Raw genomic sequence first — 23654 nt, forward strand, 5'->3', positions numbered from 1 at the left:
ACAATGCTCTGGACAGGCGGTGCGCAGTATCTATAATTTGTTGGCTTGGTTTCTGCAATCCGCCTGGAGTGTTGTCCGTATCATGATCGTGTTTCCGCTGTCCGGCTTTTCTTCTTTGACGCGGCGAGCCGCTGTTTGCGCAGGCCTGACCGCCTTGATGACGGCATGGACCGGGCCGGTTCAGGCGCAAGGGTTTGAGCTGACTGGACGAGTGGTGCGCGTGGCCGATGGAGATACACTGACGATTCTGTCTGGCAACAGAAAGCAGGAGCGAGTGCGTCTGGCCAGTATTGATGCGCCCGAGACGACCAAGGACAGCCGTCGTCCTGGCCAGCCTTTTGCCGAGGCCTCGCGGCGTTTTCTGTCGGATCTGGTCTCCGGTCAACATCTGACCTTGTCATGCCATGAACGGGACCGTCACGGTCGTGCCGTTTGTGATGTACCGCTGGCAGGGGGGGAAACGGCTAACCAAAAACTGGTACGGGCGGGAATGGCCATGGCCAATCGTGAAAAAGGCGGCCGTTTTTTGCGTGATCCACGTATCGCAGAGTTGGAGCGTGAAGCCCAGCAGGCCCGTGTCGGCATCTGGTCTGAGCCCAATCCTGTTCCGCCATGGAAATGGCGCTATGACTGTTGGCAGCAAGGGCAATGCTAAGTCCTCTGCGTCAGATTGGGCTGGCCGTGATATGCGTCGCCTTGGCGGCCTGCTCCAAGCCGGTCAATAGTCCTTATCACGAAGGCAGTGCAGCCCAGAACACGCTGTACAGTGCGTTTACGACCCGCTCGCCTAATCATCTGGACCCTGCTTTGTCCTATTCCGGGGACGAGACGCCGTTTACCTATTCCATTTACGAGCCCCTGTACGGCTATCACTATCTGGACCGTCCCTACCGCCTGATACCTAAAGTGGCGCAAGCGTTGGTGGAACCGGTCTACCTGGACGCACAGGGTAATCAGCTGCCTGCAGATGCGCCGGGGGAGCAGGTGGCTATCAGCCGTTACGACATTCCCATTAAGAAAGGCATTGCTTTTCAGCCTCATCCGGCGTTTGCGCTGGATGAGCAGGGTGACTATCGCTACTACCCCATGCGGGCTCCGGACCTGAGCGGGGCGTACAGTATTGCTGACTTTGACCATACGGGTTCGCGCGAGCTGACTGCTCACGATTACGTCTATGCCTTCAAGCGTTTGGCCAGCCCGCGGCTGGCCTCGCCCGTTTTGGGCGTGATGGCCGAGCATATCCGGGGCTTTAAGGAGTTTAGCGGGGAGCTGGCCCGTGTCGACAAACAGGAGCCGCGCCCGCAATGGCTGGATTTGCGACCTTATACGCTGTCAGGAGTACGGGCGCTGGACAAACACACGTTGCGCATCGAGGTCAATGGCAAGTATCCGCAGTTCAAATACTGGTTGGCCATGACATTTACGGCTCCGATGGCCTGGGAGGCCGAGCGTTTCTATAGCCAGCCAGGCATGGCGCAGCACAATCTGACGCTGGACAGTTGGCCCGTGGGTACGGGGCCCTTCATGTTGACCGAGTCCTTGACCAATCGTCGTCATGTTCTGAGCCGCAACCCGAATTACCGGGGCGAACCCTACCCTTGTGTCGGTGAGCCGGGCGATCAGGCGGCCGGGCTGCTGGACGATTGCGGCAAGTCCATGCCTTTTCTGGACAAGGTGGTGTTTTCTCTGGAGAAAGAGGGTGTGCCCCTGATGGGCAAGTTTCTGCAGGGCTATTACGACATTCCGCAAGTGGAGCGGGGTGAGTACGGGGTAGCCATGACGGTTGCCGCTCAGGACTCGGTCGAGAAAGCCAATTTGTATCAGGAGCGCGGCCTGCAACTGCGAACGGCCCCCGAAGCACAATTGTTTTACATGGGTTTTAACTGGCACGACCCGGTGGTCGGGCAGGGCGATACGCCGGAGCAGTTCGAGAGAAACCGCAAGCTGCGTCTGGCCATCAGCATTGTGTTCGACTGGGAGCAGTACGTATCGATCTTCATGAATGACCAAGGGCAGGCTGGACATGGCCCCTTGCCGCCTGGGGTTCCGGGCTATCAGCCTTTGCCGCAAGGCGCCAACCCCTATGTCTACACCAAGGATGACGGCGTGGTGAAGCGACGCAGTCTGGATGAGGCGCGCGAGCTGTTGCGGCAGGCCGGTTATCCTGACGGACGCGACAGCCGCACGGGCAAGCCCTTGATTCTGTATTACGACTCCATGGCGGGCATGGGCTCGGACGCCACGGTGGATTGGATGCGCCGCCAGCTGGCTCAGGTGGGCTTGCAGCTGGAGGTACGCGCCACGGATTACAACCGCTTTCAGGACAAGATGAAGCGCGGCGCCGCCCAGATGTTCCTCTGGGGCTGGGTTGCAGATTACCCGGATGCGGAGAATTTCTTTACCTTGCTGTACGGACCTCAGGCCAAGAAGGATTTTGGGGGCGAGAATGCCGCCAATTATCAAAGTGCCGAGTTCGACCGCCTGTATGAACAGATGCGTTTTTTGAATGATGGCCCGGAAAAGGACGCCGTGGTGCAGGAGATGATTCGTCTGGTGCAGCACGACGCCCCCTGGATGTTTGGCTACGTCCCCAATGCGGGTGGCGCCTATCAAAGCTGGGTGCGCAATGCCAAGCCGTCCTTGATGGTGCGCGACAGTCTGCAGTATTACCGTATCGACCCACAACAGCGTGTTGAGCGTATCGATTGGTGGAATCCGCCTGTATGGTGGCCCGCCATCCCGCTGGGTGTGCTGCTGGTGGTGCTCGTATGGGCGGTGCGTTCGCAGGCGCGGGCGCGACGCCGCCATGTGGCTTTGCGTCAGGAGAAAGATTGATGTTTTCCTACATCGTGCGGCGCATTCTGTATGGCGTACTGATTCTGATCGGGGTCAACCTGCTGACCTTTGTGCTGTTTTTTGCCGTCAACACGCCCGACGACATGGCGCGTTTATCCATCGGCGGGCAGCGTGTCAGCCAGACGGCCATTGATAACTGGAAAGCTGAGCGCGGCTATGACAAGCCCCTGTTCTATAACGCGCAGGCCCAGGGGGCCCAGGCTTTTACCGACACCATCTTTTATGAGCGATCTGTTCCCTTGCTGCGTCTGGATTTTGGTCTGTCCGATCAGGGGCAGGATATTGCCTATCAGATCAAGCAGCGCATGGGGCCCAGTCTGGCGCTGGCCCTACCCACCTTCTTTCTGGGTCTGTGGGTGTGCATCAGCATCGCCTTGCTGATGGTGTTTTTTCGTGGGTCCCGGCTGGACTTTTCTGCCGTCGTGCTATGCGTGGTGTTGATGTCCATTTCGGGCCTGTTCTACATTATTGCCGGGCAGTGGCTGTTCGCACGCGTATTGCGCTGGGTGCCATTTTCCGGCTGGGTGGATGGCTTGGATAACTGGCGCTTTCTGGTCTTGCCGGTGCTGGTGGGCATTTTGTCGCGCGTCGGGGCGGAGTCGCGCTTTTACCGCAGTCTGTTTTTGGAAGAGGCCAGCCGCGATTATGTGCGTACGGCACGTTCCAAAGGTTTGACTGACTCGACGGTTCTGTTTCGTCACGTTTTGCCCAACGCACTGTTGCCTATCCTGACGGGCACGGTCTCTGCCTTGCCCTTGCTGTTCATGGGCAGTCTGATTTCCGAGTCTTTTTTTGGTATTCCGGGTCTGGGCAGCTTCACCATTGATGCCATCAATGCCCAGGACTTCTCCATTGTGCGTGCCATGGTGTTTTTAGGATCGATGCTGTATATCGCCGGTTTGATTCTGGCTGATATCTCCTACACCCTGGTTGACCCCCGTATTCGTTTCAGTTGAGCCCGCCATGCCACAGTTCGTCTTTCTCTGGACCGATACCTTTGTGCTGGCGCTGTTCCTGGCGATGGCAGTCTATACCTGGCGAGTGTTCAAACGCCCGGCTTTGCGGTCGGCCTGGGCCAGTGTGGCCCGTACGCCCTCGGCCATGTGTGCCGCGGTTTTCCTCGTTTTTTTCCTGCTGGTGGGTTTGCTGGACTCGATTCACTATCGGCCACTGTTGCCTGCCGCCCCCGGACAGGAAGTCAGTGCACCTAGCTACGCGCCTGTCGCGCGCTCGGCGCTGGACGATATCCTTAACAAAGCCGGTTTGGCAAAGGTGGAGAAAACCTATTCCGCTCCTTTGGCTCGCTTCCAGCTGACCAAGGAGAGCATGCTGATTGACGGCAAACCCGTGCGGGATTTTCCGCGGCTGGTCAATGCTGGAGTGGGGGTGGACACGCCCGCCGAGCACCGGCGCGATATGCTGCAGCTGGGGGCAACAGGTTTGGCGTGGGGGGCGCTGGGCTGTGTGCTGCTGGCCGTTTTGTTGACCGTATGGGGGCGCAGGCAGTCCATGGCGACGGGTTGGGGCGCTGCCTGGCGTTACTGGTGGCAGGGTCAGGGTCTGGTTAACTGGCGGTTGATCTGGTTCAGTGCCTGTCTGCTGGTCATCGTGCTTTGTCTGGTCTGGAGTCTGAGCACAAACTATTATGTGCTGGGCACGGACCGCACGGGCAATGACATTATCTGGCAAGCCCTGAAAAGTGTGCGCACTGCATTGGTGATTGGTACCCTGACCACCTTTGCCATGTTGCCGCCGGCCATTATTCTGGGCTTGGCGGCCGGTTACTTCCGGGGCTGGGTGGACGATGTCATTCAATATATTTACACCACCTTGACGTCCATACCGGGGGTGCTGTTGATTGCCGCCTGCGTGCTGATGATGCAGGTCTATATCGACACCCATCCCGAGAGCTTTGACACCGTGGCGGCCCGCGCGGATTTGCGTTTGTTCATGCTCTGTCTGATTCTGGGGCTGACAGGCTGGGCCGGTCTTTGCCGCTTGCTGCGTGCCGAGGTGTTGAAACTGCGTGAGCTGGATTATGTTCAGGCGGCCCAGGCGTTCGGTGTCGGTCACTTTCGCATCATGTTCCGCCACCTCTTGCCCAACGTCATGCATATTGTGCTCATTACCTTGATTCTGGAGTTCTCCGGTCTGGTGCTGTATGAGGCCGTGCTGTCCTATCTGGGTATTGGCGTGGACCCCAGCATGCCGTCCTTTGGCCGCATGATTGATGCTGCCCGTAGCGAGTTGTCCCGCGATCCGATTATCTGGTGGGGTCTGGCTGGGGCCTTTGTGATGATGCTGGGGCTGGTTCTGTCCGCGAATATTTTTGCCGATGCGGTGCAAACGGCTTTTGACCCTCGGACCCGTCGTTTCAAGACGTTGCGGGTGCGCCCAGCAGGGGGAGCCAAGGCATGAGTCAGAATGAAAACCTCGCGACCGGGAAGCCTTCTGACGCTCCTGCCGTACTCAGGATTGAAGATCTGGAGCTGCGCGTGCAGTCCGATGCCGGTGTGCAAAGTGTGGTGCGCAATTTGTCGTTGGCCGTTCAGCGGGGCGAAACCTTTGCCTTGGTGGGCGAGTCGGGCTGCGGCAAGAGCATGACTGCCATGGCGATTCTGCGTCTTTTGCCAGAAGCGGCCTGGATGCAGTCCGGGCAAATTGCGCTGGACGGACTGGAGCTGCCGCTTTTGCCCGAGCAACGCATGCAGGATGTACGTGGCAAGCGCGTCAGCGTGATCTTTCAAGAGCCATCCACCAGTTTGAATCCGGTCATGTCCATTGGCCGTCAGATCAGCGAAGTCATCCGACGTCATGCAGTGGTGCCCGCCGGGCAGGAGCGGGCAAGTGCCATCAAGTGGCTGGAGCGAGTCGGCATCCCCGCTGCTGCCCAGCGTTACGACGACTTTCCGTTCCAGTTCTCCGGCGGGCAAAAACAGCGCATCATGATTGCGATTGCCCTGGCGGCAGAACCCGATTTGCTGGTGGCCGATGAGCCGACCACTGCATTGGATGTGACGGTTCAGGCGCAGATTTTGCAGCTGCTGGCGGATATACAGAAAGAGATGGGACTGGCCATCTTGCTGATCACCCACGACTTGCTGCTGGTGAAACAGTATGCCGATTATGTGGCCTTGATGCGGCATGGGCAAATTGTGGAGTCAGGCCTGGCCAGCCAGTTCTTTCTGCGCCCGACTCACCCTTACGCCCGAGAGTTGCTGGGCGCCATCCCCACATTTGAAAAGCGTGGTCGGCCCTTGTCTCATGCGGCGGCGCCGATTGAAGCCGTCGCTACCCATAAAGGTGACAAAGAGCGGGTCCTGGACATTCAGGACCTGTCCGTGTCGTACAAACAAGCCGGTTCCTGGTGGCGACGCTCGCCTTCCATTCCTGTGGTCAAGGGCCTGAGCCTGCAACTGCACAAGGGTGAGACGCTGGCTCTGGTGGGCGAATCGGGCTGCGGCAAGAGCACTGTGGCGCGTACCTTGATGCGTTTGCTGGATCGGCAGGCCCAGATCAGTGGTCAAGTCTATCTGCAGGAGCAAGACGTCCTGCGAGTGAAAGGCAAGGCGTTGCGACAGTTGCGCTCGCGCTTGCAGATTATCTTTCAGGACCCCTATGGCTCTCTGGACCCACGCATGATGGTGGGCGATATTCTTTTGGAGGGCCTGACTGCTTTGCGTCCCGACCTGGACGCCAAGGCGCGTCGTCAACGCATTGGAACGTTAGTGGATCAGGTAGGTCTGCCCAAGAATGCCCTGGAGCGTTACGCGCATGAGTTTTCCGGCGGCCAACGCCAGCGCATCGCGATTGCGCGGGCCTTGGCGGTGGAGCCCGCAGTTCTGATTTGCGATGAACCGACCTCGGCCCTGGATGTGTCTGTGCAGGCGCAGATTCTGGACTTGATGCGAGAGTTGCAGCTGGAGCTGGGCCTGGCGTACTTGTTCATCACCCATAATTTCGGGGTCGTGGAGTATTTGGCCGACCGCATCGCCATCATGGCCAAAGGACATATTGTGGAACAGGGCAGCGCGCAGCAGGTGTTGTTCCATCCCCAGCAAGCGTTGACTCAGCGCTTATTGGCCGCTGTTCCCCGTTAAGCGATATTCTGTGCGGGATCGGTATCAATCAGTCTGCACTTCTATGTCACAATATGGCGGTCTGTCCGCCCATTGATACACACATCATGAGTTTGAAGGTTTTTGATCTTGAGTGCGAACACGGCCATGTGTTCGAGGGTTGGTTTAGCTCACGCGAAAGTTACGATGAGCAGCTCGGTCGTGGCCTGCTGTGCTGTCCCGTCTGTGACAGCCACGAGGTCAAACGTAAGCTGTCGGCTCCTCGTATCAATGTCGGGGCCCAGGAAAGCGCCAGTGCGCCGGTTCCCGCACCCTTGCCGTCGGCCATGCCCACTGAAGAGCAAATGCGGGCGATTCAGGGCCAGATCTTGCAGGAATTGCGCTCGGTAATCCGCAAGTCGGACAATGTGGGCACCCAGTTTGCGCGGGAGGCGCGCCGCATGCATGAGGGCGATATCGAGCCGCGTGCCATACGCGGTCAGGCCACGGTGCAGGAATACCAGGACTTGGCTGACGATGGCATTATTGCCATGCCGATTCCGGACTTTCTGGGCGATGATCGTCTGCAGTAAAGAAGGATGACATTGTTTTCAAACGGCGGTGCAGGGTGCTGCGATGCAGACCCAAGGCGCGTGCCGCCTTCGATATATTTCCCTGATGCTGTTTTAAGGCCTGCTGAACGGCGGCGTACTCCTGCTCTCGTAGTGTTTTTGGTGGGGGAGCCGCAGACTGGGCAGTGGCTCTGCTTCTGCTGCGGTCTGCTGTTGCGGCAAATGCCGGTTCCTGGGGGGCGGGCGATTCCGCATTCAGGCACGGCAAAGCAGGCAGGTCTTGTATCCGCCAGACACGCCCCGGATAGTCTTGCACCATGATTTGCAGCAGCACCGATCGCAACTGGCGATAATTGCCCGGCCAATCGTAGTCCTGCAGCTTTTTCAAGGCATCGGGGTGCAGTTGCGGTGCCACTTGACCGTGTGACAGGGCGACCAGCTCCCTGGAAATGTAGTCGCCCAGGTCGGGACGCTCTTTCAGGCTGGGGACGGTGCAAATGTAATCCTGCAGCCGGAAATACAGGTCCGCGCGAAAACGTCCTTCGCGCACCAGTTTTTCCAGGGGTTGGTGACTGGCACTGATCAACTGGAAGTCCAAACGGTGAGTACGCTCCGATCCCAAGGCTTGCACTTCACGTTCTTGCAACACACGTAGCAAACGACTTTGCAAACCCACAGGCATATCGCCAATTTCATCCAGAAACAGCACCCCGCCATGCGCCTGACGCAGTTTACCGGCGTAGCCTTGACGGCGGGCACCGGTAAACGCCCCGGCCTCATAGCCAAATAGTTCGGCCTCAATCAGGGTTTCGGGCAGGGCAGCACAGTTGATCGCCACAAAAGGGCCGCCGCGTGAGGGATGGCGACGGTGCAGCTCACGGGCCATCCGCTCTTTACCGGAACCGCTGGGGCCGCTCAGCAGGATGGACAAACCCATTTGCATGGCTCGCAAGGCAGGCGCCAACGCCTGCTCCTGTTGCGGGGACAGGGGCTGGGTTTCCGCTGTTTCAGCCTGAGTCGGGACGGGGCGGGCTGGCGGGGCGGGTTTGGTGGTAGAGCTCAGATGCAGGGTGAGCGCCTCGCTGGTGTTTTTCGCTCGTTCCAGCACGGACTGCAGATCCTGCCCCGGCAGTTCCTGCCAGTGCTGACGCAACATACGGGCGGCAAGCTCATCAGCGGCCACAATAATGTCGTCCTCCAGAACCAGCCGTCCGCTAAACGCGCTATTGAGCAGTCCGGGGTCGGTATGCAGATGTAGCAGACGACGGGCAGGTGAGCAAAGTGACTCCAGCATCTGCCGGTTGATCTGGCGGGCGTAGAGCTGGGCCAGATCCAGCGCATAGTGATGCTCCAGCTCCGCCGGCCCGGAAATATCGAGCACGCCGATAATCTGCCCGTAAGGATCGTAGATCGGCGCAGCATGGCAACTCAAAATCCGGTTGTCAGGCAGATAGTGCTGGCTGCCGTGAATCTTGATGGGTTGTGCGCAAAACAAAGCGGTGCCAATGGCATTGGTGCCCCGATGATTTTCTGCCCAGCTGACCCCAGCCCGCAAGGCAACCTGTTCGGCCTGTCGCAGGAAGTTCGGGTCACCGGCTTGCTGCAGCACGGTGCCTTGCGCATCACACAGCAAGACCAGACTGCGATGTGGGCGTACCAGTGCGGCCAGATCCTGTACGGCGGCGGCAGAGTGATGCAACAGGTGATGCTGCTGTTCCAGCAACTGTCGCAGTGCGCCTTGGCTCATGTCCCGCGGTTCTGCGCTTAACTCGGACTGCATGGTCTGACAGCGCTCCCAGGACTGTCGCCACATGGTTTCGTTGGTCTGCGGGCAAAACGTGTGTCGAAAAGTCATGAAGGTGCTCCGAGGGGGGTGTTGCAGTCTGCGACAGTGTTCGCGTTTTGCGACAGTCGGTGTCGCAGCCTGCGACTGGAGGTCGTTCCATTATGGAGGGGGGCAGGCCCAGGAGCGAGTCGGGACAATCGCTAATTAGCTTGGCACGCTATTTGCTTTAATAAAAACAAGACAAAGGAGAACCTTGCCTTTTTCTACGGTGCGCCTTCGGTGACACCACACTAACTAATAAAGGAGACATCATGAATCTGTCCGATCTCAAATCCATGGGCCTGGATCTGGAATTCCCGTTCAAATCCCGCTATGACAACTACATCGGTGGCCGTTGGGTACCGCCTGTCGAGGGCGAATATTTCGATAATGTCTCGCCCGTGACCGGGCAGGTCTTTTGCCAGGTGGCCCGTTCCGGTGCGGCGGACATCGAACTGGCGCTGGATGCCGCTCACAAGGTGCGCCATCAGTGGGCGAACACGGCGCCTGCCGAGCGCTCTGCCGTTCTGCTGCGCATTGCCGACCGTATCGAGCAAAACCTGGAGCGTCTGGCGGTGGCAGAAACCATCGACAATGGCAAACCCATTCGTGAAACCCGCGCTGCTGACTTGCCCCTGGCCGTCGATCACTTCCGTTACTTTGCCGGTTGCCTGCGTGCCCAGGAAGGCAGCATCTCTGACGTGGACAGCACCACGGTCGCCTATCACTTCCACGAGCCAATCGGTGTGGTCGGGCAGATCATCCCCTGGAACTTCCCCTTGCTGATGGCGGCCTGGAAGTTGGCGCCCGCCTTGGCGGCTGGTTGTCCCATCGTGCTCAAGCCTGCCGAGCAAACACCTGCTTCCATCTTGTTGCTGATGGAAATCATCGGTGACCTTCTGCCTGCCGGCGTGCTCAACGTGGTCACCGGCTACGGTAAAGAAGCAGGCCATGCCTTGGCCAACTCCAAGCGCATCGCCAAAATCGCCTTCACCGGCTCCACACCCGTTGGCCGAGAAATCCTGCACGCTGCTGCCGATCGCCTGATTCCCGCTACGGTCGAGCTTGGCGGCAAGAGCCCCAACATCTTCTTTGAAGATGTGATGCAAAGCGATGATGCTTTCCTGGATAAGGCTCTGGAAGGCCTGAGCATGTTTGCCTTGAACCAGGGCGAGATTTGCACCTGCCCATCGCGTATTCTGATTCAGGAATCCATTTATGAGCGATTCATTGAGCGCGCTGTAGAACGCGTCAAACGCATTCAGGCAGGCAATCCGTTGCATGCTGGAACGATGGTCGGCGCCCAGGTGTCGGAGAAGCAAATGGAGCGCATCCTCGGTTACATTGATCTGGGCCGCGAAGAGGGCGCGCAACGCCTGATCGGCGGGGAACGCAATCGTTTGGGTCAGGGCCTGGACGACGGTTTTTATATCAGCCCCACCATGCTGCTGGGCAAAAACAACATGCGTACCTTCCAGGAAGAAATCTTCGGACCGGTGGCCGCTGTGACCACCTTCAAGGACGAGGAAGAAGCCATCGCCATTGCCAATGACACCGAGTTTGGTCTGGGAGCGGGCGTCTGGAGCCGCGACGGCTCACGTGCCTATCGTGTAGGCCGTGGCATTGAGGCGGGTCGCGTGTGGACCAACTGCTATCACCTGTATCCGGCCCATGCGGCTTTTGGTGGCTACAAACAATCCGGCATTGGTCGAGAAACGCACAAGATGGCCCTCAACAACTACCAGCAAACCAAGTGCCTGCTGGTCAGCTACAGCCCGAACGCCCTGGGTTTCTTCTGATTTATTGATCTATTCGTAGTGTGTCCAAACCTCCCCCCATGCAATATGGGGGGATGCCCTTCTTGCGCGCTTTTGATGTGTCTGCACTGAAAGCGGCAAGGGATTTCTTCGTTCATCCATAAGGAATACGCACAATGACCGTTTCGGAATTCTTTATCCCCTCGCACAATATTCTGGGTCCTGGTGCCCTGGATCAAGCCATGCCGATTGTCGGGAAGATGGGCTTTAAAAAGGCGCTGATTATCACTGACGCCGATCTGGCCAAGCTAGGCATGGCCAAGATGGTGGCGGACAAGCTGATTGCACAAGGTATCCATACTGCGATCTTTGATCAGGTACAGCCCAATCCTACGGTCGCTAATGTCAATGCGGGCCTGGAGGCCTTGAAGGTGCAGGGCGCTGACCTGATCGTCTCCCTGGGGGGCGGTTCTTCGCACGACTGTGCTAAAGGTGTGGCGCTGGTCGCCAGCAATGGCGGCAAGATTGCCGACTACGAAGGCGTCGATAAATCTGCCAAGCCGCAACTACCACTGCTGGCTATCAATACGACCGCCGGCACGGCGTCGGAAATGACACGCTTTACCATCATCACCGACGAAACCCGTCACGTAAAAATGGCGATCATCGACCGCCACATCACTCCCTTCCTGTCAGTGAACGACTCAGACCTGATGGAGGGCATGCCGGCATCGCTGACCGCTGCCACCGGCATGGATGCCTTGACCCACGCCGTCGAAGCCTATGTCTCCACCATCGCCACCCCGATTACGGACGCCTGCGCGGTGAAGGTGGTCGAGCTGGTTGCCAAGTATCTACCTGTTGCCGTGCGTGAACCCCATAACAAGAAAGCCCGCGAACAAATGGCGTACGCGCAGTTCCTGGCAGGGATGGCATTCAATAACGCCTCACTGGGCTATGTGCATGCCATGGCGCACCAGCTAGGCGGTTTCTACGACCTGCCGCATGGTGTCTGTAATGCCCTGTTGTTGCCGCATGTGCAGGCTTTCAATATGCAGGTGGCCGGAGAGCGCCTCAATGAAATCGGCAAGCTGCTGTCGGATAACAATGCAGATCTGAAAGGGCTGGATGTCATCGCCGCGATTAAAAAACTGGCGGATATGGTGGGGATTCCGAAGTCGTTGGAAGAGCTGGGTGTGAAGCGGGAAGATTTCCCGGTTCTGGCAGATAACGCGCTCAAGGATGTGTGTGGTGCGACTAACCCGATTCAGACGGACAAGAAGACCATTATGGGAATTTTTGAGGAGGCGTTTGGGAAGCGATAAGAGCGGGTCGTGCAGGAGTGGCCAGAGTGCTGCTTCTGCTATGGATCGGACGCCAAATCGTCTCGAGCACCCATGGTGACAGACAGGAAAAAGGGGCTGTAAAAACAGCCCCTTTTTTTGCGCGTACCGCACTGGGCGGCACGACGACTTTCTTACATCACGCGGCTGCGGTATTCGCCAGTGCGGGTGTCGATTTCGATCTTGTCACCGATGTTGCAGAACAAAGGCACGCTGATTTCGGTGCCTGTGTTGATCTTGGCGGGTTTCAGCACTTTACCGGAGGTATCGCCTTTCACGGCAGGTTCGGTGTAGGTGATTTCGCGCACGATGATGGTGGGCAGCTCAACCGAGATGGCACGGCCTTCGTAGAAAACGGCCTCAACGGACATGTTTTCTTCCAGGTAGTCCAGGGCGTCGCCCATGCTTTCGGCTTCGATTTCGTACTGGTTGTACTCTTCGTCCATGAAGACGTACATGGGATCAGCGAAGTAGGAGTACGTGCATTCGCGCTTTTCCAGCTGAACAACTTCAAATTTTTCGTCGGCTTTGTGCACGGCTTCGCTGTTCGAGCCGGTCAGCAAGTTCTTGAACTTCAGTTTGACAACGGCGGAGTTGCGACCGGATTTGTTGTATTCCGTTTTCTGAACGACCAGAGGGTCGCCATTGACCATAGCGACGTTACCAACGCGCAGTTCTTGTGCGGTTTTCATTAAAAAAACTCCGAATGGGACAGGCTCCGCCAAACGCAGTGTCAGGGAGCTTTTAAGAGGTAATCGGTTATTTTAGCGTTTTCGGGCGACTTGGGTGTAAAAACTCAGCAAACTGCTGGCCAAATCGGCTTGTTCAGCCAGTTTTGCACTATATGCGCGGGCTTCTTGGTGCCATAGACGCAACACCTCAGGTTCCAGACAGCGGCTCAAGGCAGCGGCAGCACCGGACTGATCTGCGCTGCTCCAGGCCAGATGCAGGGCTTGAACCGGTTCGGGTAGATTGCCGGTATCCAGCCAGGCTTGAAGCTTGTCCAGATGGGCCTGTTCTTCCTGCACGTAGGGCTGCCACAGCATGGGCTGACCGGCCCAGATGGCGCGCACCAGCGAGTCCTCGCCGCGTACGATATTCAGTGCGCTGCGCCAGAGCAAGGCATCAAAGTCGGCCTGGTTCACAGCAGGGATACGCTGGACCAGCAAGTTGCCTTGCTCCAGATCCGGGATGCGTTGGGCAACCGACTCGGGCACCAGCAGCAAGGTTTTCTGCTGTCGCGTGGATAGCACCTCGGGCAGGGCCAGCACGGGTGCATCGGGATAGCAGAACAGGAACATTTGCTGCATCTCGCCCTGGAGCAAGGCTTGAATGTGTTCCTGCGCCACGCCCAGACGGTTCAGCATGGCCTGGTAGGCGGCATCGTCTTGTTGAAAGGCATCGCGGCGGGCCAGAAGATCGCTTTCACGCAGCAGGCCCCCTGTTTGCGGGACAAATCCGGGGAAAAAGAAATACTTGTTGGCCCCGTTTGCTTGCGGGGAGGGCAGACCGTGACAGCCTTGCACCCAGGGTTCCGCGCTCAGGTAATCCAGATTGATCCATAGATGGCTGTCTGCCGTCAGTTGCCTTGTCATGGCGTCGGGCGGCTCGCAGGCAAAGGCTTCGATCACAAAGGGATGTGGCGCAGGGTAGTCCTGGCGCGCATCGTGCCAGTGTTCTATATCTACACCTTGCAGCTGCTGGCTTTGCAGACCGCTTTGGATTTCGGACTGAATGCGGCTGAAGCTGTGCAGATCATCCACCCACAGGCGCAGCTGAGCGACATCGGGGCTGGCAGCCAGCTGACGGGCCAGCCGCCAGCACACGCCTATATCCCCCAGATTGTCGATAACACGGCAAAACAGGTCTATGGATACAGGCTGAGAAACAGGAGCAGTGTTCAATTTAGTGCAGCTGTACGGGGTCCAGGTCGATTTCGTCCGGCAGTTCCGGGTGTTGCATCTCGCCATTGATATCCGGGAAGAAGGGGGCGTTGCAATCGTCGCAGGTCTCGGTGGAGTGCAGGCCGGGCAAACGCTGGATCTGGACCAGGCCCAAGGTGCTCAGCAGCGCTGCAATCACATCCGGAATATCGATGTGGTCCTCGTTGTGGAACGAGGAATCCGCCTCTTCCTGGCTTAGAACAGGCCAGATACAACCATAAATGACGGTGGGCGAGGAAAGGGTGCTAAAGCCTACCCGGTATTCTTCGACCTGTTCATCCCCGCAGGCCACGATCACCGCGCGTAAATGATCGGGCGAGAGCTTGACTGCGGTTTGCAGCCAGGTCACCCCCGCTTTGAGCGCCAAGGGGCGAATTTCCCGATCAGATTCGCGGTTATTAACGTAGTAGGCATTAGGGGCCAGAAACTGCAGCTGGCAGCCTGTAAACAAAGGAGTGACGATAGCCGAGTAACGCTCCACCCATTGCTCGACATAACGCAGATGGTCCGCGTGCAGATTGTCGCTGGCTTGTTGCCAACGAAACAGGGGCTGGCCGACCGGGGCCATGACAACGCCAATCAGAAAGCGGGCATCTGCGAGCAGGCTGCTGGCTTCTTCGGGCTTGTTCAGCGGCGGCAGTTCCTGACTGCGACCCAAGGCTTGCGCGGTCAGGCTGCGAGTCCAGGTGTAGGCCTGCTGGTACGTCTGGGGCATCTCGTCGTAGTTGACCAGATTGGGCAGCAGTGCACACAGCGTGCCTTCTGCCAGAACGGTCGCGCGCAGGGCGTCTTCCAGCTCCTTGTGCTGCTGGGGCTTGAGCACGCCCTGGGGCAACTGATAACGCGTCCAGGCAGTGAGGGGGGCCGAGAACAGCAGCGCATCGTAGCGCACGCCCTCATGTTCGATTTGCTGGCATTCCGCGTGGGATTCGGCCAGTTCCATCAGAATTTCGTAATGCTGGTGTTGCTGCTGGCTGCCCAGCAGTTCCAGCGTTTGTTCCACGGCCGTATTGCGTCGTCCGCTATAGAGCTTGTCCAGCAATTGAGCGGTCAGCCCTTGCCAGTAGCGGTCTTCGATCTGCGAGCCGGAACGGACCAGCGCGTCCGTGTAAGTGAGCAGACGCTGGATTTCTTTGGGTTGTTGGGCGAGCAGTTTGGAGTTGAGTTGCGACATGGACATACAAAGCCGATAGAGGGACAGGCTAGTTTACCCTTTGCCACGACTGGGGTGTGCGAATGAGGGAAGCCCCTAGGGGGCCGGATCAAAAGGACAAACAAAAACGCCCTCACCGCATGGGCGGCGAGGGCGTTTTCAGGCAAAAGCTAGGACTTACAGACCTACGGAGTCGGCAATTTCCTTGAACTCTTCGATCTGGTCGAAGTTCATGTAGCGATAGATGTCCTTGCTATTGGCTTGCAGCACACCCATATCGGCCAGATACTCTTCGCGGGTGGGGATGCGACCCAGACGCGAGCAGATCGCCGCCAACTCAGCCGAACCCAGGAACACGTTGGTGTTCTTGCCCAGACGGTTGGGGAAGTTACGGGTGCTGGTGGACATGACGGTGGCGCCCTCACGAACCTGAGCCTGGTTACCCATGCACAGCGAGCAGCCTGGCATTTCCATACGCGCACCGGCTACACCCAGAACGCCGTAGTGGCCTTCTTCGGTCAGCTGTTGCTGGTCCATCTTGGTCGGAGGAGCGACCCACAGACGGGTTGGAATGTCGCGCTTGCCTTCCAGCAGCTTGGAGGCGGCACGGAAGTGGCCGATGTTGGTCATGCAGCTACCGATAAACACTTCGTCGATCACGGTGCCGGACACGTCGGACAGGGTTTTTACATCGTCAGGGTCGTTCGGGCAGGCCACGATAGGCTCGTGGATTTCAGCCAGGTCGATATCGATGACGGCGGCGTATTCTGCGTCTGCATCGGGTTCGAGCAGTTCTGGATTGGCCAACCAGGCTTCCATGGCCTTGATGCGACGCGAGATGGTGCGCTCGTCTTCGTAGCCATTGGCAATCATCCACTTGAGCAGCGTGATGTTGCTGTTCAGGTATTCGATGATGGGTTCCTTGTTCAGACGCACGGTACATGCGGCGGCAGAACGCTCAGCCGAAGCGTCGGACAGCTCGAAAGCCTGTTCGATCTTCAGGTTGGGCAGGCCTTCGATTTCCAGGATGCGGCCGGAGAAGATGTTCTTCTTGCCGGCTTTTTCCACGGTCAGCAAACCTTGCTTGATGGCGTACAGAGGAATGGCGTTAACCAGGTCACGCAGCGTGACGCCGGGCTGCATTTCGCCCTTGAAGCGCACCAGAACGGATTCTGGCATGTCCAGAGGCATCACACCGGTAGCAGCAGCAAAGGCCACCAAACCGGAACCGGCCGGGAAGCTGATGCCAATCGGGAAACGGGTGTGCGAGTCGCCACCGGTACCGACGGTATCGGGCAACAACATGCGGTTCAGCCAGGAGTGGATGATACCGTCGCCTGGGCGCAGGGAAACACCGCCGCGTGTGCTGATGAAAGCAGGCAGCTCGTGGTGAGTCTTGACGTCAACAGGTTTGGGGTAAGCGGCGGTGTGGCAGAAGGACTGCATCACCAGATCGGACGAGAAGCCCAGGCAAGCCAGGTCTTTGAGTTCGTCGCGCGTCATTGGGCCAGTGGTGTCCTGGCTACCAACGGTGGTCATGCGTGGTTCGCAGTACGTACCGGGACGCACGCCTTGGCCTTCGGGCAGACCGCAAGCACGGCCAACCATCTTCTGGGCCAGGGAGAAGCCTTTGCCGGAATCGGCAGGGCTTTGTGGCAGGCGGAACAGGGTGGTCGGAGGCAGGCCCAGTGCTTCGCGAGCACGGGTGGTCAGGCCACGGCCGATAATCAGTGGTATACGGCCGCCGGCGCGCACTTCGTCAAACAGCACGTCGGACTTGACCTGGAACTCAGCGATCAGCTCGCCGTTCTTGAAGGCCTTGCCTTCGTAGGGGCGCAGTTCGATAACGTCGCCCATTTCCATTTTGGACACGTCCAGTTCGATTGGCAACGCGCCGGCATCTTCCATGGTGTTGTAGAAGATGGGGGCAATTTTGCTGCCCAGGCACACGCCACCGAAACGCTTGTTGGGAACGAAGGGGATGTCTTGGCCGGTGAACCACAGCACGGAGTTGGTGGCCGACTTGCGCGAAGAACCGGTACCCACCACGTCACCCACGTAGGCAACCAGATGGCCTTTTTCTTTCAGGGATTCGATGAAGCTGACAGGACCTTTCTTGCCGGGCTCTTCGGGTTCGATACCGGGGCGCGGATTTTTCAGCATGGCCAGCGCGTGCAGCGGAATGTCCGGGCGGCTCCAGGCGTCAGGGGCGGGCGACAGATCGTCCGTGTTGGTCTCGCCAGTGACCTTGAAAACGGTAACGGTCAGGCTTTCGGGAACCTCAGGGCGGCTGGTGAACCATTCGCCGTCAGCCCAGCTTTGCAGGACTTCCTTGGCAAATACATTGCCTTTCTCGGCTTTTTCCTGGACGTCATGGAACGAGTCGAACATCAACAGGGTGTTTTTCAGGCCGTTGGCGGCAATCTGGCCCAGCTCGGGGCTGTCCAGCAATTCGATCAGCGGGCTGATGTTGTAGCCACCCAGCATGGTTCCCAGCAGCTCTGTAGCGCGCTCGCGGCTGATCAAAGCACAGGTTTCTGTGCCCAGCGCGATGGCGGCCAGGTAGGAGGCCTTCACTTTGGCCGCATCGTCCACACCGGCGGGGACGCGGTGCGTCAGCAGGTCGACCAGAAATGCTTCCTCACCGGCAGGTGGGTTCTTGATGAGCTCGATCAGCTCGGCGGTCTGCTGAGCCGACAAAGGCAGCGGGGGAATGCCCAGAGCAGCGCGCTCGGCAACATGTTCGCGGTAAGAGTCCAGCATAGTGCGGGTGCCTATCGGTAAATGGTTGATATGAAAATGCAATAAATCGCGTCTCGCCTCAATTGTAATTTGAAGCGCGCAGTGAAGCAATGGTCTTATATCTTATATAAGACTTACTGAAAGCTGAACGTTCTGGGGTTCAGGCCAGCAGATCGGCGTATTCGGGGTGACGGCGCATATAGACCACCGCGTAACTGCATACGGGCCGCACTTTCCACTGTTGGTTTTTTGCCGTTTCCAGTGCAAAGCGAGTCAGTTGCCCGGCAATGCCACGGCCTTCCAGCTCGGGTGGCACACGCGTGTGGGTGATGCTCATGACTGCATCGGCCAGTTCGTATTCGATGACGCTGCGGCGGTTTTCAATGTCGCAGTAAAACAGACGTGCTTGTGGGTCGTGATGGATGGTGGCCGTCATGGCAGGCTCCCTCAGGTAGGGTTGGAGTGCAGGGCGATCAGAACCCAAACGGCCAGCATGCAGATCATGCCCAGAAAGCAGCCGCCCCACAGTCCCATCAGGGGCCATTTGATGCCCATGGGAACATCGTCGGGTTGTACGTGCTGGAGCAGGCGATTGGCATTGCCAAACAGCGAGCCTTGGCGTTTGGGGAAATTCAGGCGCAAAAAATAATCCAGCAGCACACCGGCTTTGAGGGGCAGCGTCAGCTTTTCCCAGGGGTACTGATCCAGATAAGGGTGACGCAACACCTGATGGCTGCGACGCAGATTGAAAAGAAGCAAATAAGCGCCGGAAACCAGGCTGGTCAGGGCACAGGCAATCATCAGGGTGCCGGCCAGTGGCAAGGCATAGCGTACAAAATCAGAGAGCATTGAAGTTACCAGCAAGACGGCCCCGCCTGCGTGATGCAGCGGGGCCGAGAGTGAAGAACCCCGGCCAGAGGACCGGAGCATCTCCGTCACTATATGGAGGCGCCCCTGGCGCCATTTCCACCTTGCCTCGCTCGGGCTCACCGGAAACGGTGAGGCTTGCGCGTTGGCTTGTGGTCAAGATCACAAGCGAATAATAGCCCAGGATCTATGACTTATGGGCGCTCATCCAGGGGTACGAAGCGCTGATTCTCAGGGCCAATGTAGTTGGCGGTAGGACGGATGATTTTGTTGTCCACGCGCTGCTCGATGATGTGAGCGGCCCAGCCTGCGGTACGCGCAATCACAAACAAGGGCGTGAACATGGCGGTGGGCACGCCCATGGTGTGGTAAGACACGGCCGAGAACCAGTCCAGGTTGGGGAACATTTTTTTCACTTCCCACATCACGCTTTCCAGACGCTCGGCAATTTCATACATGCGAGTGTTGCCATCGGCCTGGGCCAGCTCCTTGGCCACCGATTTGATAACTTCATTGCGGGGGTCGGAAATGGTGTAGACGGGGTGGCCAAAGCCAATAATGACTTCCTTGTTCTCCACGCGCTTGCGGATGTCTTCTTCGGCCTGGTCGGCCGTCTCGTAGCGCTTCTGGATTTCAAAAGCCACTTCGTTGGCACCGCCGTGCTTGGGGCCGCGCAGGGCGCCAATGGCGCCGGAGATCGCGGAATAAAAGTCCGAGCCTGTACCGGCAATGACGCGGCTCGTGAAAGTGGAGGCGTTGAATTCGTGTTCGGCGTACAGGTTCAGCGACACGTGCATGGCTTTTTCCCACTCGGCCGAAGGCTTTTCGCCATGCAGCAGGTGCAGGAAGTGCGCGCCGATGCTGTCATCGTCGGTCTGCACGTCGATCATCTCGCCATTGTGGCTGTAGTGATACCAGTACAGCAGGGCAGAGCCCAGGCAGGCCAGCAGGCGGTCCGCGATGTCGCGGGCGTCGGGCAGGTTGTGGTCGTCCTTTTCAGGCAGCACACAACCCAGCACCGATACGGCCGTGCGCATCACGTCCATGGGGTGGCTGTGGGCGGGCAGGGTTTCCAGTGCGCTTTGCAGGGCCAGGGGCAGGCCGCGCAGACGCTTGAGTTTTTGCTTGTAGGCGCGCAATTCATTGCGGTTAGGCAGCTTGCCGTGAATCAGCAAGTAAGCCACTTCCTCAAATTCGCAAGCCTGGGCCAGGTCCAGGATGTCGTAGCCGCGGTAGTGCAGGTCATTGCCGCTGCGACCGACCGTGCACAAGGCGGTATTACCTGCGACAACGCCAGACAAGGCAACAGATTTCTTGGGCTTGAAGCCAGTGCTAGGGGTGTTCTCGGTACTGCTCATAAAGGTCTCCTGGTTGCTGGGCAGCCCGCGCGAGGCTGGCTGCCAAATGGGGTTTTGACCCGCGCGAGGCCCGGTTTGGCGGGGCTGGCGGGAGCCTGTGATGGCTCAGGACTTCTTGTTTTTCTGGAACAGCTTGTCGAGGCTTTGCTCGTAAGCATGGTAGCCGATACGATCGTACAGTTCCTCGCGAGTCTGCATCAAATCGATGACATTTTTTTGATGCCCGTCACGGCGGATCGCCTGATAGACGGTTTCGGCTGCTTTGTTCATGGCGCGGAATGCGGACAGTGGATAGAGAACCATGGCGACATTGACCGAGGCCAGTTCCTGCACGGTAAACAGTGGGGTTTGTCCAAATTCTGTGATATTGGCCAACACGGGCACATTCAGGGTGTCGGTAAAACGCCGATAGGTGTCCAGATCGTAGCAGGCCTCGGCAAAAATGCCGTCAGCACCAGCCTCCACGCAGGCCTGGGCGCGCTCCAGGGCGGCATCCACGCCCTCCACTGCAATCGCGTCCGTGCGGGCCATGATGAAAAAATCCGGGTCGGTGCGAGCATCCACAGCGGCTTTCACGCGGTCAGCCATTTCCTCCGTGCTGACAATTTCCTTGCCGGGGCGGTGACCGCAACGCTTGGCACCTACCTGATCCTCAATGTGGCAGGCAGCCGCGCCAAACTTGATCAGGCTTTTGATGGTGCGAGCAATGTTGAAGGCCGAGGCGCCAAAGCCGGTGTCAATGTCCACCATCAGGGGCAGATCGCACACATCGGTAATACGACGAATGTCGGTGAGGACATCGTCCAGGGTATTGATACCCAGGTCAGGCAGACCCAGGGACCCGGCAGCCACACCGCCGCCCGACAGATAAATGGCACGGTAATTGGCTCGTTGTGCCAACAAGGCGTGATTGGCGTTGATGGCGCCAATGATTTGCAAAGGCTGCTCGTCGCGCAGGGCCTGGCGGAAACGGGCGCCTGCCGATGTCAGTGGATTTTGGCTCATTTGGGGCTCCAGATCACAAGATAAAAAAATGTCGTCAGCGTGATGCTGCGATGGGTTGGTTTCAATAAAGCAAATGCTGTGCCAAGTTCAGGTATGGGGGCGATGAAACGCCTGAAGCCAGACTAGGCGGGGATTTCTGCCACGGTTTGCACGCGTCAGTTCTTTTCGTGAATACTGCCTTTCACTGTTTTGTGTTTCAATGTTGAAACGTAATTTGAAACAATGTCGCATTGTTGATGCCTGGATGAAACCACATGCCTTATCCGTCTTCCCTTCCTGCTCGTCTGCGTCTGGTGGCGTTCGGTTTGCACGGACTGCGGTCTCTCTTGGAAGAGCTGGTGCCGCAGTTCCGCGCCCAGGCTGAAATTCTGATCGTGGACAAGGCTTATGGCGAGGCCGTGGAAACCGTGCAGGTTTTGCGACAAACAGGTGAAATCGACGTTTTGGTGTCCGCCGGTTCCAACGGCAGTTATTTGCGTGAGCATCTAGACCTGCCCGTGGTGCTGGTACATCCCGGTGGTTTCGACATTATGGGCAGTCTGGCCTCGGCACAGGCCGAGCGCAAAGCCGTGGTGACCTATGGCGAAATACCGCTTGAGTTGATGGAGTTTGTGCAGCGTTTTGATCTGCCCGTGGAGCTACGCAGCTATCGCAGCGAGGCCGATGCACGTAGCTGTGTTCAGGATTTGAAAGAGCTGGGTGTGGAGTGGGTGCTGGCACCCGGGCTGGTCGTGGATCTGGCGCGTGAGAACCAGATGGAAGGCGTGCTCCTGTATTCACAAGGAGCAGTGCGACAGGCTTTGGAGTCCGCTATCGAACTAGCCCGTGTTGCTCGCGCTGAAGCGGCTCGTCGGGATCGCTTGAATACGATTTTGGCGCAGTTGCGTGACGGTGTGGTGTCAGTCGATAGGGATGAGCGTATTGAAACCGTGAACCCGGCCATGGAAGCCTGGTTGGGTCAGCCTGCTCAGGCCATGATCGGGCGCCGCCTGGGGGCCTTGTATCCCGAGCTGGATCTGGCCGGCACACTGCGCAGTGTGGAAGTAGAGCTTGATACGGTGCAGCAGGTGGGAGGGCGCACGGCGATTGTGACCCGTATGCCGATTCTCGAGCAGGGGCGCCTGAGTGGGGCTGTGTTGATTTGTCAGGACCCGGCAGCCATTCAGCGGCTGGATCGCAGTTTGCGCTCACGTAGCCAGCAGACCGCGTCGCGGCATGCCCGTTATCAACTGGCCGACTTGATAGGGCAGAGTTCGGCCATGCGCACATTACGTGCTCAGGCCCAGGCTTGTGCACAAAGCACGGCCACGACCTTGATCATTGGCGAAAGCGGGACGGGCAAGGAGCTGCTGGCTCAGGGCATACACAGCGCCAGCGCCCGGCGTGGTCAACCGTTTGTGGCAGTCAACTGTGCCGCTTTTCCCGACAGCCTGCTGGAGAGCGAGCTGTTTGGTTATGTGGAAGGGGCATTTACGGGCTCGAGCCGGGGCGGCAAAGTGGGCCTGGTGGAAGCGGCTCATACCGGTACCTTGTTTCTGGATGAGATCGGGGAAATGCCTTTGCCTTTGCAAACTCGCTTGTTGCGTGTGTTGCAGGAGAAGGAAGTCTTGCGTATCGGGGCGATTGAGCCCACGCCGGTCGATGTGCGTGTGATTGCCGCGACGCATCGCGATTTGGCGGCGCAGGTGAAAGAAGGAGTGTTCCGCCAGGATTTGTTTTATCGCCTGAATATTCTGGTGCTGCGCTTGCCGCCTTTGCGGCTGCGCACCGACGATCTGCCGGAGCTGGTGGAGCATCTTTTGGGGAAAGTAGCCCAGCGTTTAGGCGGCGCGCTGACGTTGCAGCCAACGTGGCTGACGCAATTGTTGAAGCGGGGCCCTGATTACGCCTGGCCCGGTAATATCCGTGAGCTGGAAAACCTGATTGAGCGGCTGATTGTGCTTGGCTCTGTCCAGGGGGAGCAGGCGGTACAGCTGGAGGAAATCGCTCCGGAATTGCAGGCGACCGCCACAGAGAAGGCGGTGCCCGCGCTGCGTGAGCGGCAAGAGCGCAATGAACAGGAGCATGTGGCCCAGGTGCTGCAAGCATGCGGCGGTAATCGTGCTTTGGCTGCCCAGCAACTGGGGATCAGTCGCAGCACCTTGTGGCGTAAATTGCGCAAGAAGTGAGGCAGTG

18 protein-coding genes are annotated in these 23654 nt (G+C 58.3%); 9 read left to right on the forward strand and 9 right to left on the reverse strand.

The genetic code is table 11. The features are described 5' to 3' along the window. Positions 1-19: 19 nt before the first annotated feature. The 6 genes from ACOZ42_RS04570 to ACOZ42_RS04595 all read left to right on the forward strand — a co-directional run bounded on the left by ACOZ42_RS04570 (position 20) and on the right by ACOZ42_RS04595 (position 7507). Positions 20-655 (forward strand): thermonuclease family protein, encoded by a 636-nt coding sequence (locus tag ACOZ42_RS04570; RefSeq protein ID WP_003802584.1) that lies wholly within the window; start codon positions 20-22, stop codon positions 653-655. Then, positions 649-2835 carry an ABC transporter substrate-binding protein gene (locus ACOZ42_RS04575; protein ID WP_426345596.1) on the forward strand — a complete coding sequence of 729 codons (2187 nt, stop codon included), beginning with the start codon at positions 649-651 and terminating at the stop codon, positions 2833-2835. Before ACOZ42_RS04570 ends, ACOZ42_RS04575 begins: the two co-directional genes overlap by 7 nt. Next, positions 2835-3812: an ABC transporter permease gene (locus ACOZ42_RS04580; RefSeq protein WP_003802581.1), complete on the forward strand. Its 978-nt coding sequence runs from the start codon at positions 2835-2837 to the stop codon at positions 3810-3812. The genes ACOZ42_RS04575 and ACOZ42_RS04580 overlap by 1 nt, the downstream gene beginning before the upstream one ends. 7 nt (positions 3813-3819) lie before the next feature. Continuing rightward, complete coding sequence (locus ACOZ42_RS04585; RefSeq protein WP_003802579.1) at positions 3820-5274, forward strand: ABC transporter permease; 1455 nt, start codon at positions 3820-3822, stop codon at positions 5272-5274. Further along, positions 5271-6956 (forward strand): ABC transporter ATP-binding protein, encoded by a 1686-nt coding sequence (locus tag ACOZ42_RS04590; protein WP_426345597.1) that lies wholly within the window; start codon positions 5271-5273, stop codon positions 6954-6956. The genes ACOZ42_RS04585 and ACOZ42_RS04590 overlap by 4 nt, the downstream gene beginning before the upstream one ends. A gap of 86 nt (positions 6957-7042) precedes the next feature. After that, complete coding sequence (locus tag ACOZ42_RS04595; RefSeq protein WP_426345598.1) at positions 7043-7507, forward strand: DUF1178 family protein; 465 nt, start codon at positions 7043-7045, stop codon at positions 7505-7507. Here ACOZ42_RS04595 and ACOZ42_RS04600 read toward each other — a convergent pair. After that, the gene (locus tag ACOZ42_RS04600; RefSeq protein ID WP_426345599.1) at positions 7458-9341 is read right to left on the reverse strand and encodes a sigma-54-dependent Fis family transcriptional regulator; all 1884 of its coding nucleotides are present in this window, start codon (positions 9339-9341) and stop codon (positions 7458-7460) included. The genes ACOZ42_RS04595 and ACOZ42_RS04600 overlap by 50 nt on opposite strands. A 242-nt stretch (positions 9342-9583) precedes the next feature. Between ACOZ42_RS04600 and exaC the strand changes: the two genes are divergently transcribed. Together exaC and ACOZ42_RS04610 are read left to right on the forward strand one after the other, a co-directional pair. Then, a complete protein-coding gene (exaC, locus tag ACOZ42_RS04605; RefSeq protein ID WP_003802567.1) occupies positions 9584-11110 on the forward strand; it encodes an acetaldehyde dehydrogenase ExaC in 1527 nt (508 codons plus the stop codon). A gap of 134 nt (positions 11111-11244) precedes the next feature. Beyond that, on the forward strand, positions 11245-12393 hold the full coding sequence (locus ACOZ42_RS04610) for an iron-containing alcohol dehydrogenase (protein WP_003802565.1): 1149 nt from the start codon (positions 11245-11247) through the stop codon (positions 12391-12393). A 152-nt stretch (positions 12394-12545) separates the two neighbouring features. On the opposite strand, the gene efp is transcribed toward ACOZ42_RS04610, so the two are convergent. The 8 genes from efp to prpB form a co-directional block, all read right to left on the reverse strand. After that, complete coding sequence (gene efp / locus ACOZ42_RS04615) at positions 12546-13103, reverse strand: elongation factor P (protein WP_003802564.1); 558 nt, start codon at positions 13101-13103, stop codon at positions 12546-12548. 72 nt (positions 13104-13175) lie between these two features. Continuing rightward, positions 13176-14315: an elongation factor P maturation arginine rhamnosyltransferase EarP gene (earP, locus tag ACOZ42_RS04620; RefSeq protein ID WP_426345600.1), complete on the reverse strand. Its 1140-nt coding sequence runs from the start codon at positions 14313-14315 to the stop codon at positions 13176-13178. Position 14316: 1 nt separating this feature from the next. Continuing rightward, on the reverse strand, positions 14317-15528 hold the full coding sequence (locus tag ACOZ42_RS04625; RefSeq protein WP_230406266.1) for a DUF2863 family protein: 1212 nt from the start codon (positions 15526-15528) through the stop codon (positions 14317-14319). A gap of 156 nt (positions 15529-15684) precedes the next feature. Next, entirely contained in the window at positions 15685-18270 is a 2586-nt protein-coding gene (gene acnB / locus ACOZ42_RS04630; RefSeq protein ID WP_003802555.1) for a bifunctional aconitate hydratase 2/2-methylisocitrate dehydratase, read from the reverse strand. Between the two features lie 139 nt (positions 18271-18409). Continuing rightward, positions 18410-18685 carry a GNAT family N-acetyltransferase gene (locus tag ACOZ42_RS04635; protein ID WP_059318773.1) on the reverse strand — a complete coding sequence of 92 codons (276 nt, stop codon included), beginning with the start codon at positions 18683-18685 and terminating at the stop codon, positions 18410-18412. A gap of 11 nt (positions 18686-18696) precedes the next feature. Continuing rightward, complete coding sequence (locus ACOZ42_RS04640) at positions 18697-19098, reverse strand: hypothetical protein (RefSeq protein WP_131071393.1); 402 nt, start codon at positions 19096-19098, stop codon at positions 18697-18699. A 212-nt stretch (positions 19099-19310) separates the two neighbouring features. Next, positions 19311-20474 (reverse strand): bifunctional 2-methylcitrate synthase/citrate synthase, encoded by a 1164-nt coding sequence (prpC, locus tag ACOZ42_RS04645; protein WP_003802550.1) that lies wholly within the window; start codon positions 20472-20474, stop codon positions 19311-19313. Between the two features lie 105 nt (positions 20475-20579). Then, positions 20580-21479, reverse strand: coding sequence for a methylisocitrate lyase (gene prpB / locus ACOZ42_RS04650; RefSeq protein WP_003802547.1), 900 nt, complete (start codon positions 21477-21479; stop codon positions 20580-20582). 254 nt (positions 21480-21733) lie between these two features. Between prpB and prpR the strand changes: the two genes are divergently transcribed. After that, positions 21734-23647: a propionate catabolism operon regulatory protein PrpR gene (gene prpR / locus ACOZ42_RS04655; RefSeq protein WP_240209054.1), complete on the forward strand. Its 1914-nt coding sequence runs from the start codon at positions 21734-21736 to the stop codon at positions 23645-23647. Positions 23648-23654 lie beyond the last annotated feature (7 nt).

Source organism: Alcaligenes sp. HNGD-HTN06 (assembly GCF_049932565.1).
Taxonomy (GTDB): domain Bacteria; phylum Pseudomonadota; class Gammaproteobacteria; order Burkholderiales; family Burkholderiaceae_B; genus Alcaligenes; species Alcaligenes ammonioxydans.

What these genes read in the sequence shown, in the direction of transcription:
- ACOZ42_RS04575 (WP_426345596.1), top strand. Translation starts at nt 649, where the DNA reads ATGCTAAGTCCTCTGCGTCAGATTGGGCTGGCCGTGATATGCGTCGCC.
- ACOZ42_RS04580 (WP_003802581.1), top strand. Translation starts at nt 2,835, where the DNA reads ATGTTTTCCTACATCGTGCGGCGCATTCTGTATGGCGTACTGATTCTG.
- ACOZ42_RS04585 (WP_003802579.1), top strand. Translation starts at nt 3,820, where the DNA reads ATGCCACAGTTCGTCTTTCTCTGGACCGATACCTTTGTGCTGGCGCTG.
- ACOZ42_RS04590 (WP_426345597.1), top strand. Translation starts at nt 5,271, where the DNA reads ATGAGTCAGAATGAAAACCTCGCGACCGGGAAGCCTTCTGACGCTCCT.
- ACOZ42_RS04595 (WP_426345598.1), top strand. Translation starts at nt 7,043, where the DNA reads ATGAGTTTGAAGGTTTTTGATCTTGAGTGCGAACACGGCCATGTGTTC.
- ACOZ42_RS04600 (WP_426345599.1), bottom strand. Translation starts at nt 9,341, where the DNA reads ATGACTTTTCGACACACGTTTTGCCCGCAGACCAACGAAACCATGTGG.
- exaC (WP_003802567.1), top strand. Translation starts at nt 9,584, where the DNA reads ATGAATCTGTCCGATCTCAAATCCATGGGCCTGGATCTGGAATTCCCG.
- ACOZ42_RS04610 (WP_003802565.1), top strand. Translation starts at nt 11,245, where the DNA reads ATGACCGTTTCGGAATTCTTTATCCCCTCGCACAATATTCTGGGTCCT.
- efp (WP_003802564.1), bottom strand. Translation starts at nt 13,103, where the DNA reads ATGAAAACCGCACAAGAACTGCGCGTTGGTAACGTCGCTATGGTCAAT.
- ACOZ42_RS04625 (WP_230406266.1), bottom strand. Translation starts at nt 15,528, where the DNA reads ATGTCGCAACTCAACTCCAAACTGCTCGCCCAACAACCCAAAGAAATC.
- acnB (WP_003802555.1), bottom strand. Translation starts at nt 18,270, where the DNA reads ATGCTGGACTCTTACCGCGAACATGTTGCCGAGCGCGCTGCTCTGGGC.
- ACOZ42_RS04635 (WP_059318773.1), bottom strand. Translation starts at nt 18,685, where the DNA reads ATGACGGCCACCATCCATCACGACCCACAAGCACGTCTGTTTTACTGC.
- ACOZ42_RS04640 (WP_131071393.1), bottom strand. Translation starts at nt 19,098, where the DNA reads ATGCTCTCTGATTTTGTACGCTATGCCTTGCCACTGGCCGGCACCCTG.
- prpC (WP_003802550.1), bottom strand. Translation starts at nt 20,474, where the DNA reads ATGAGCAGTACCGAGAACACCCCTAGCACTGGCTTCAAGCCCAAGAAA.
- prpB (WP_003802547.1), bottom strand. Translation starts at nt 21,479, where the DNA reads ATGAGCCAAAATCCACTGACATCGGCAGGCGCCCGTTTCCGCCAGGCC.
- prpR (WP_240209054.1), top strand. Translation starts at nt 21,734, where the DNA reads ATGCCTTATCCGTCTTCCCTTCCTGCTCGTCTGCGTCTGGTGGCGTTC.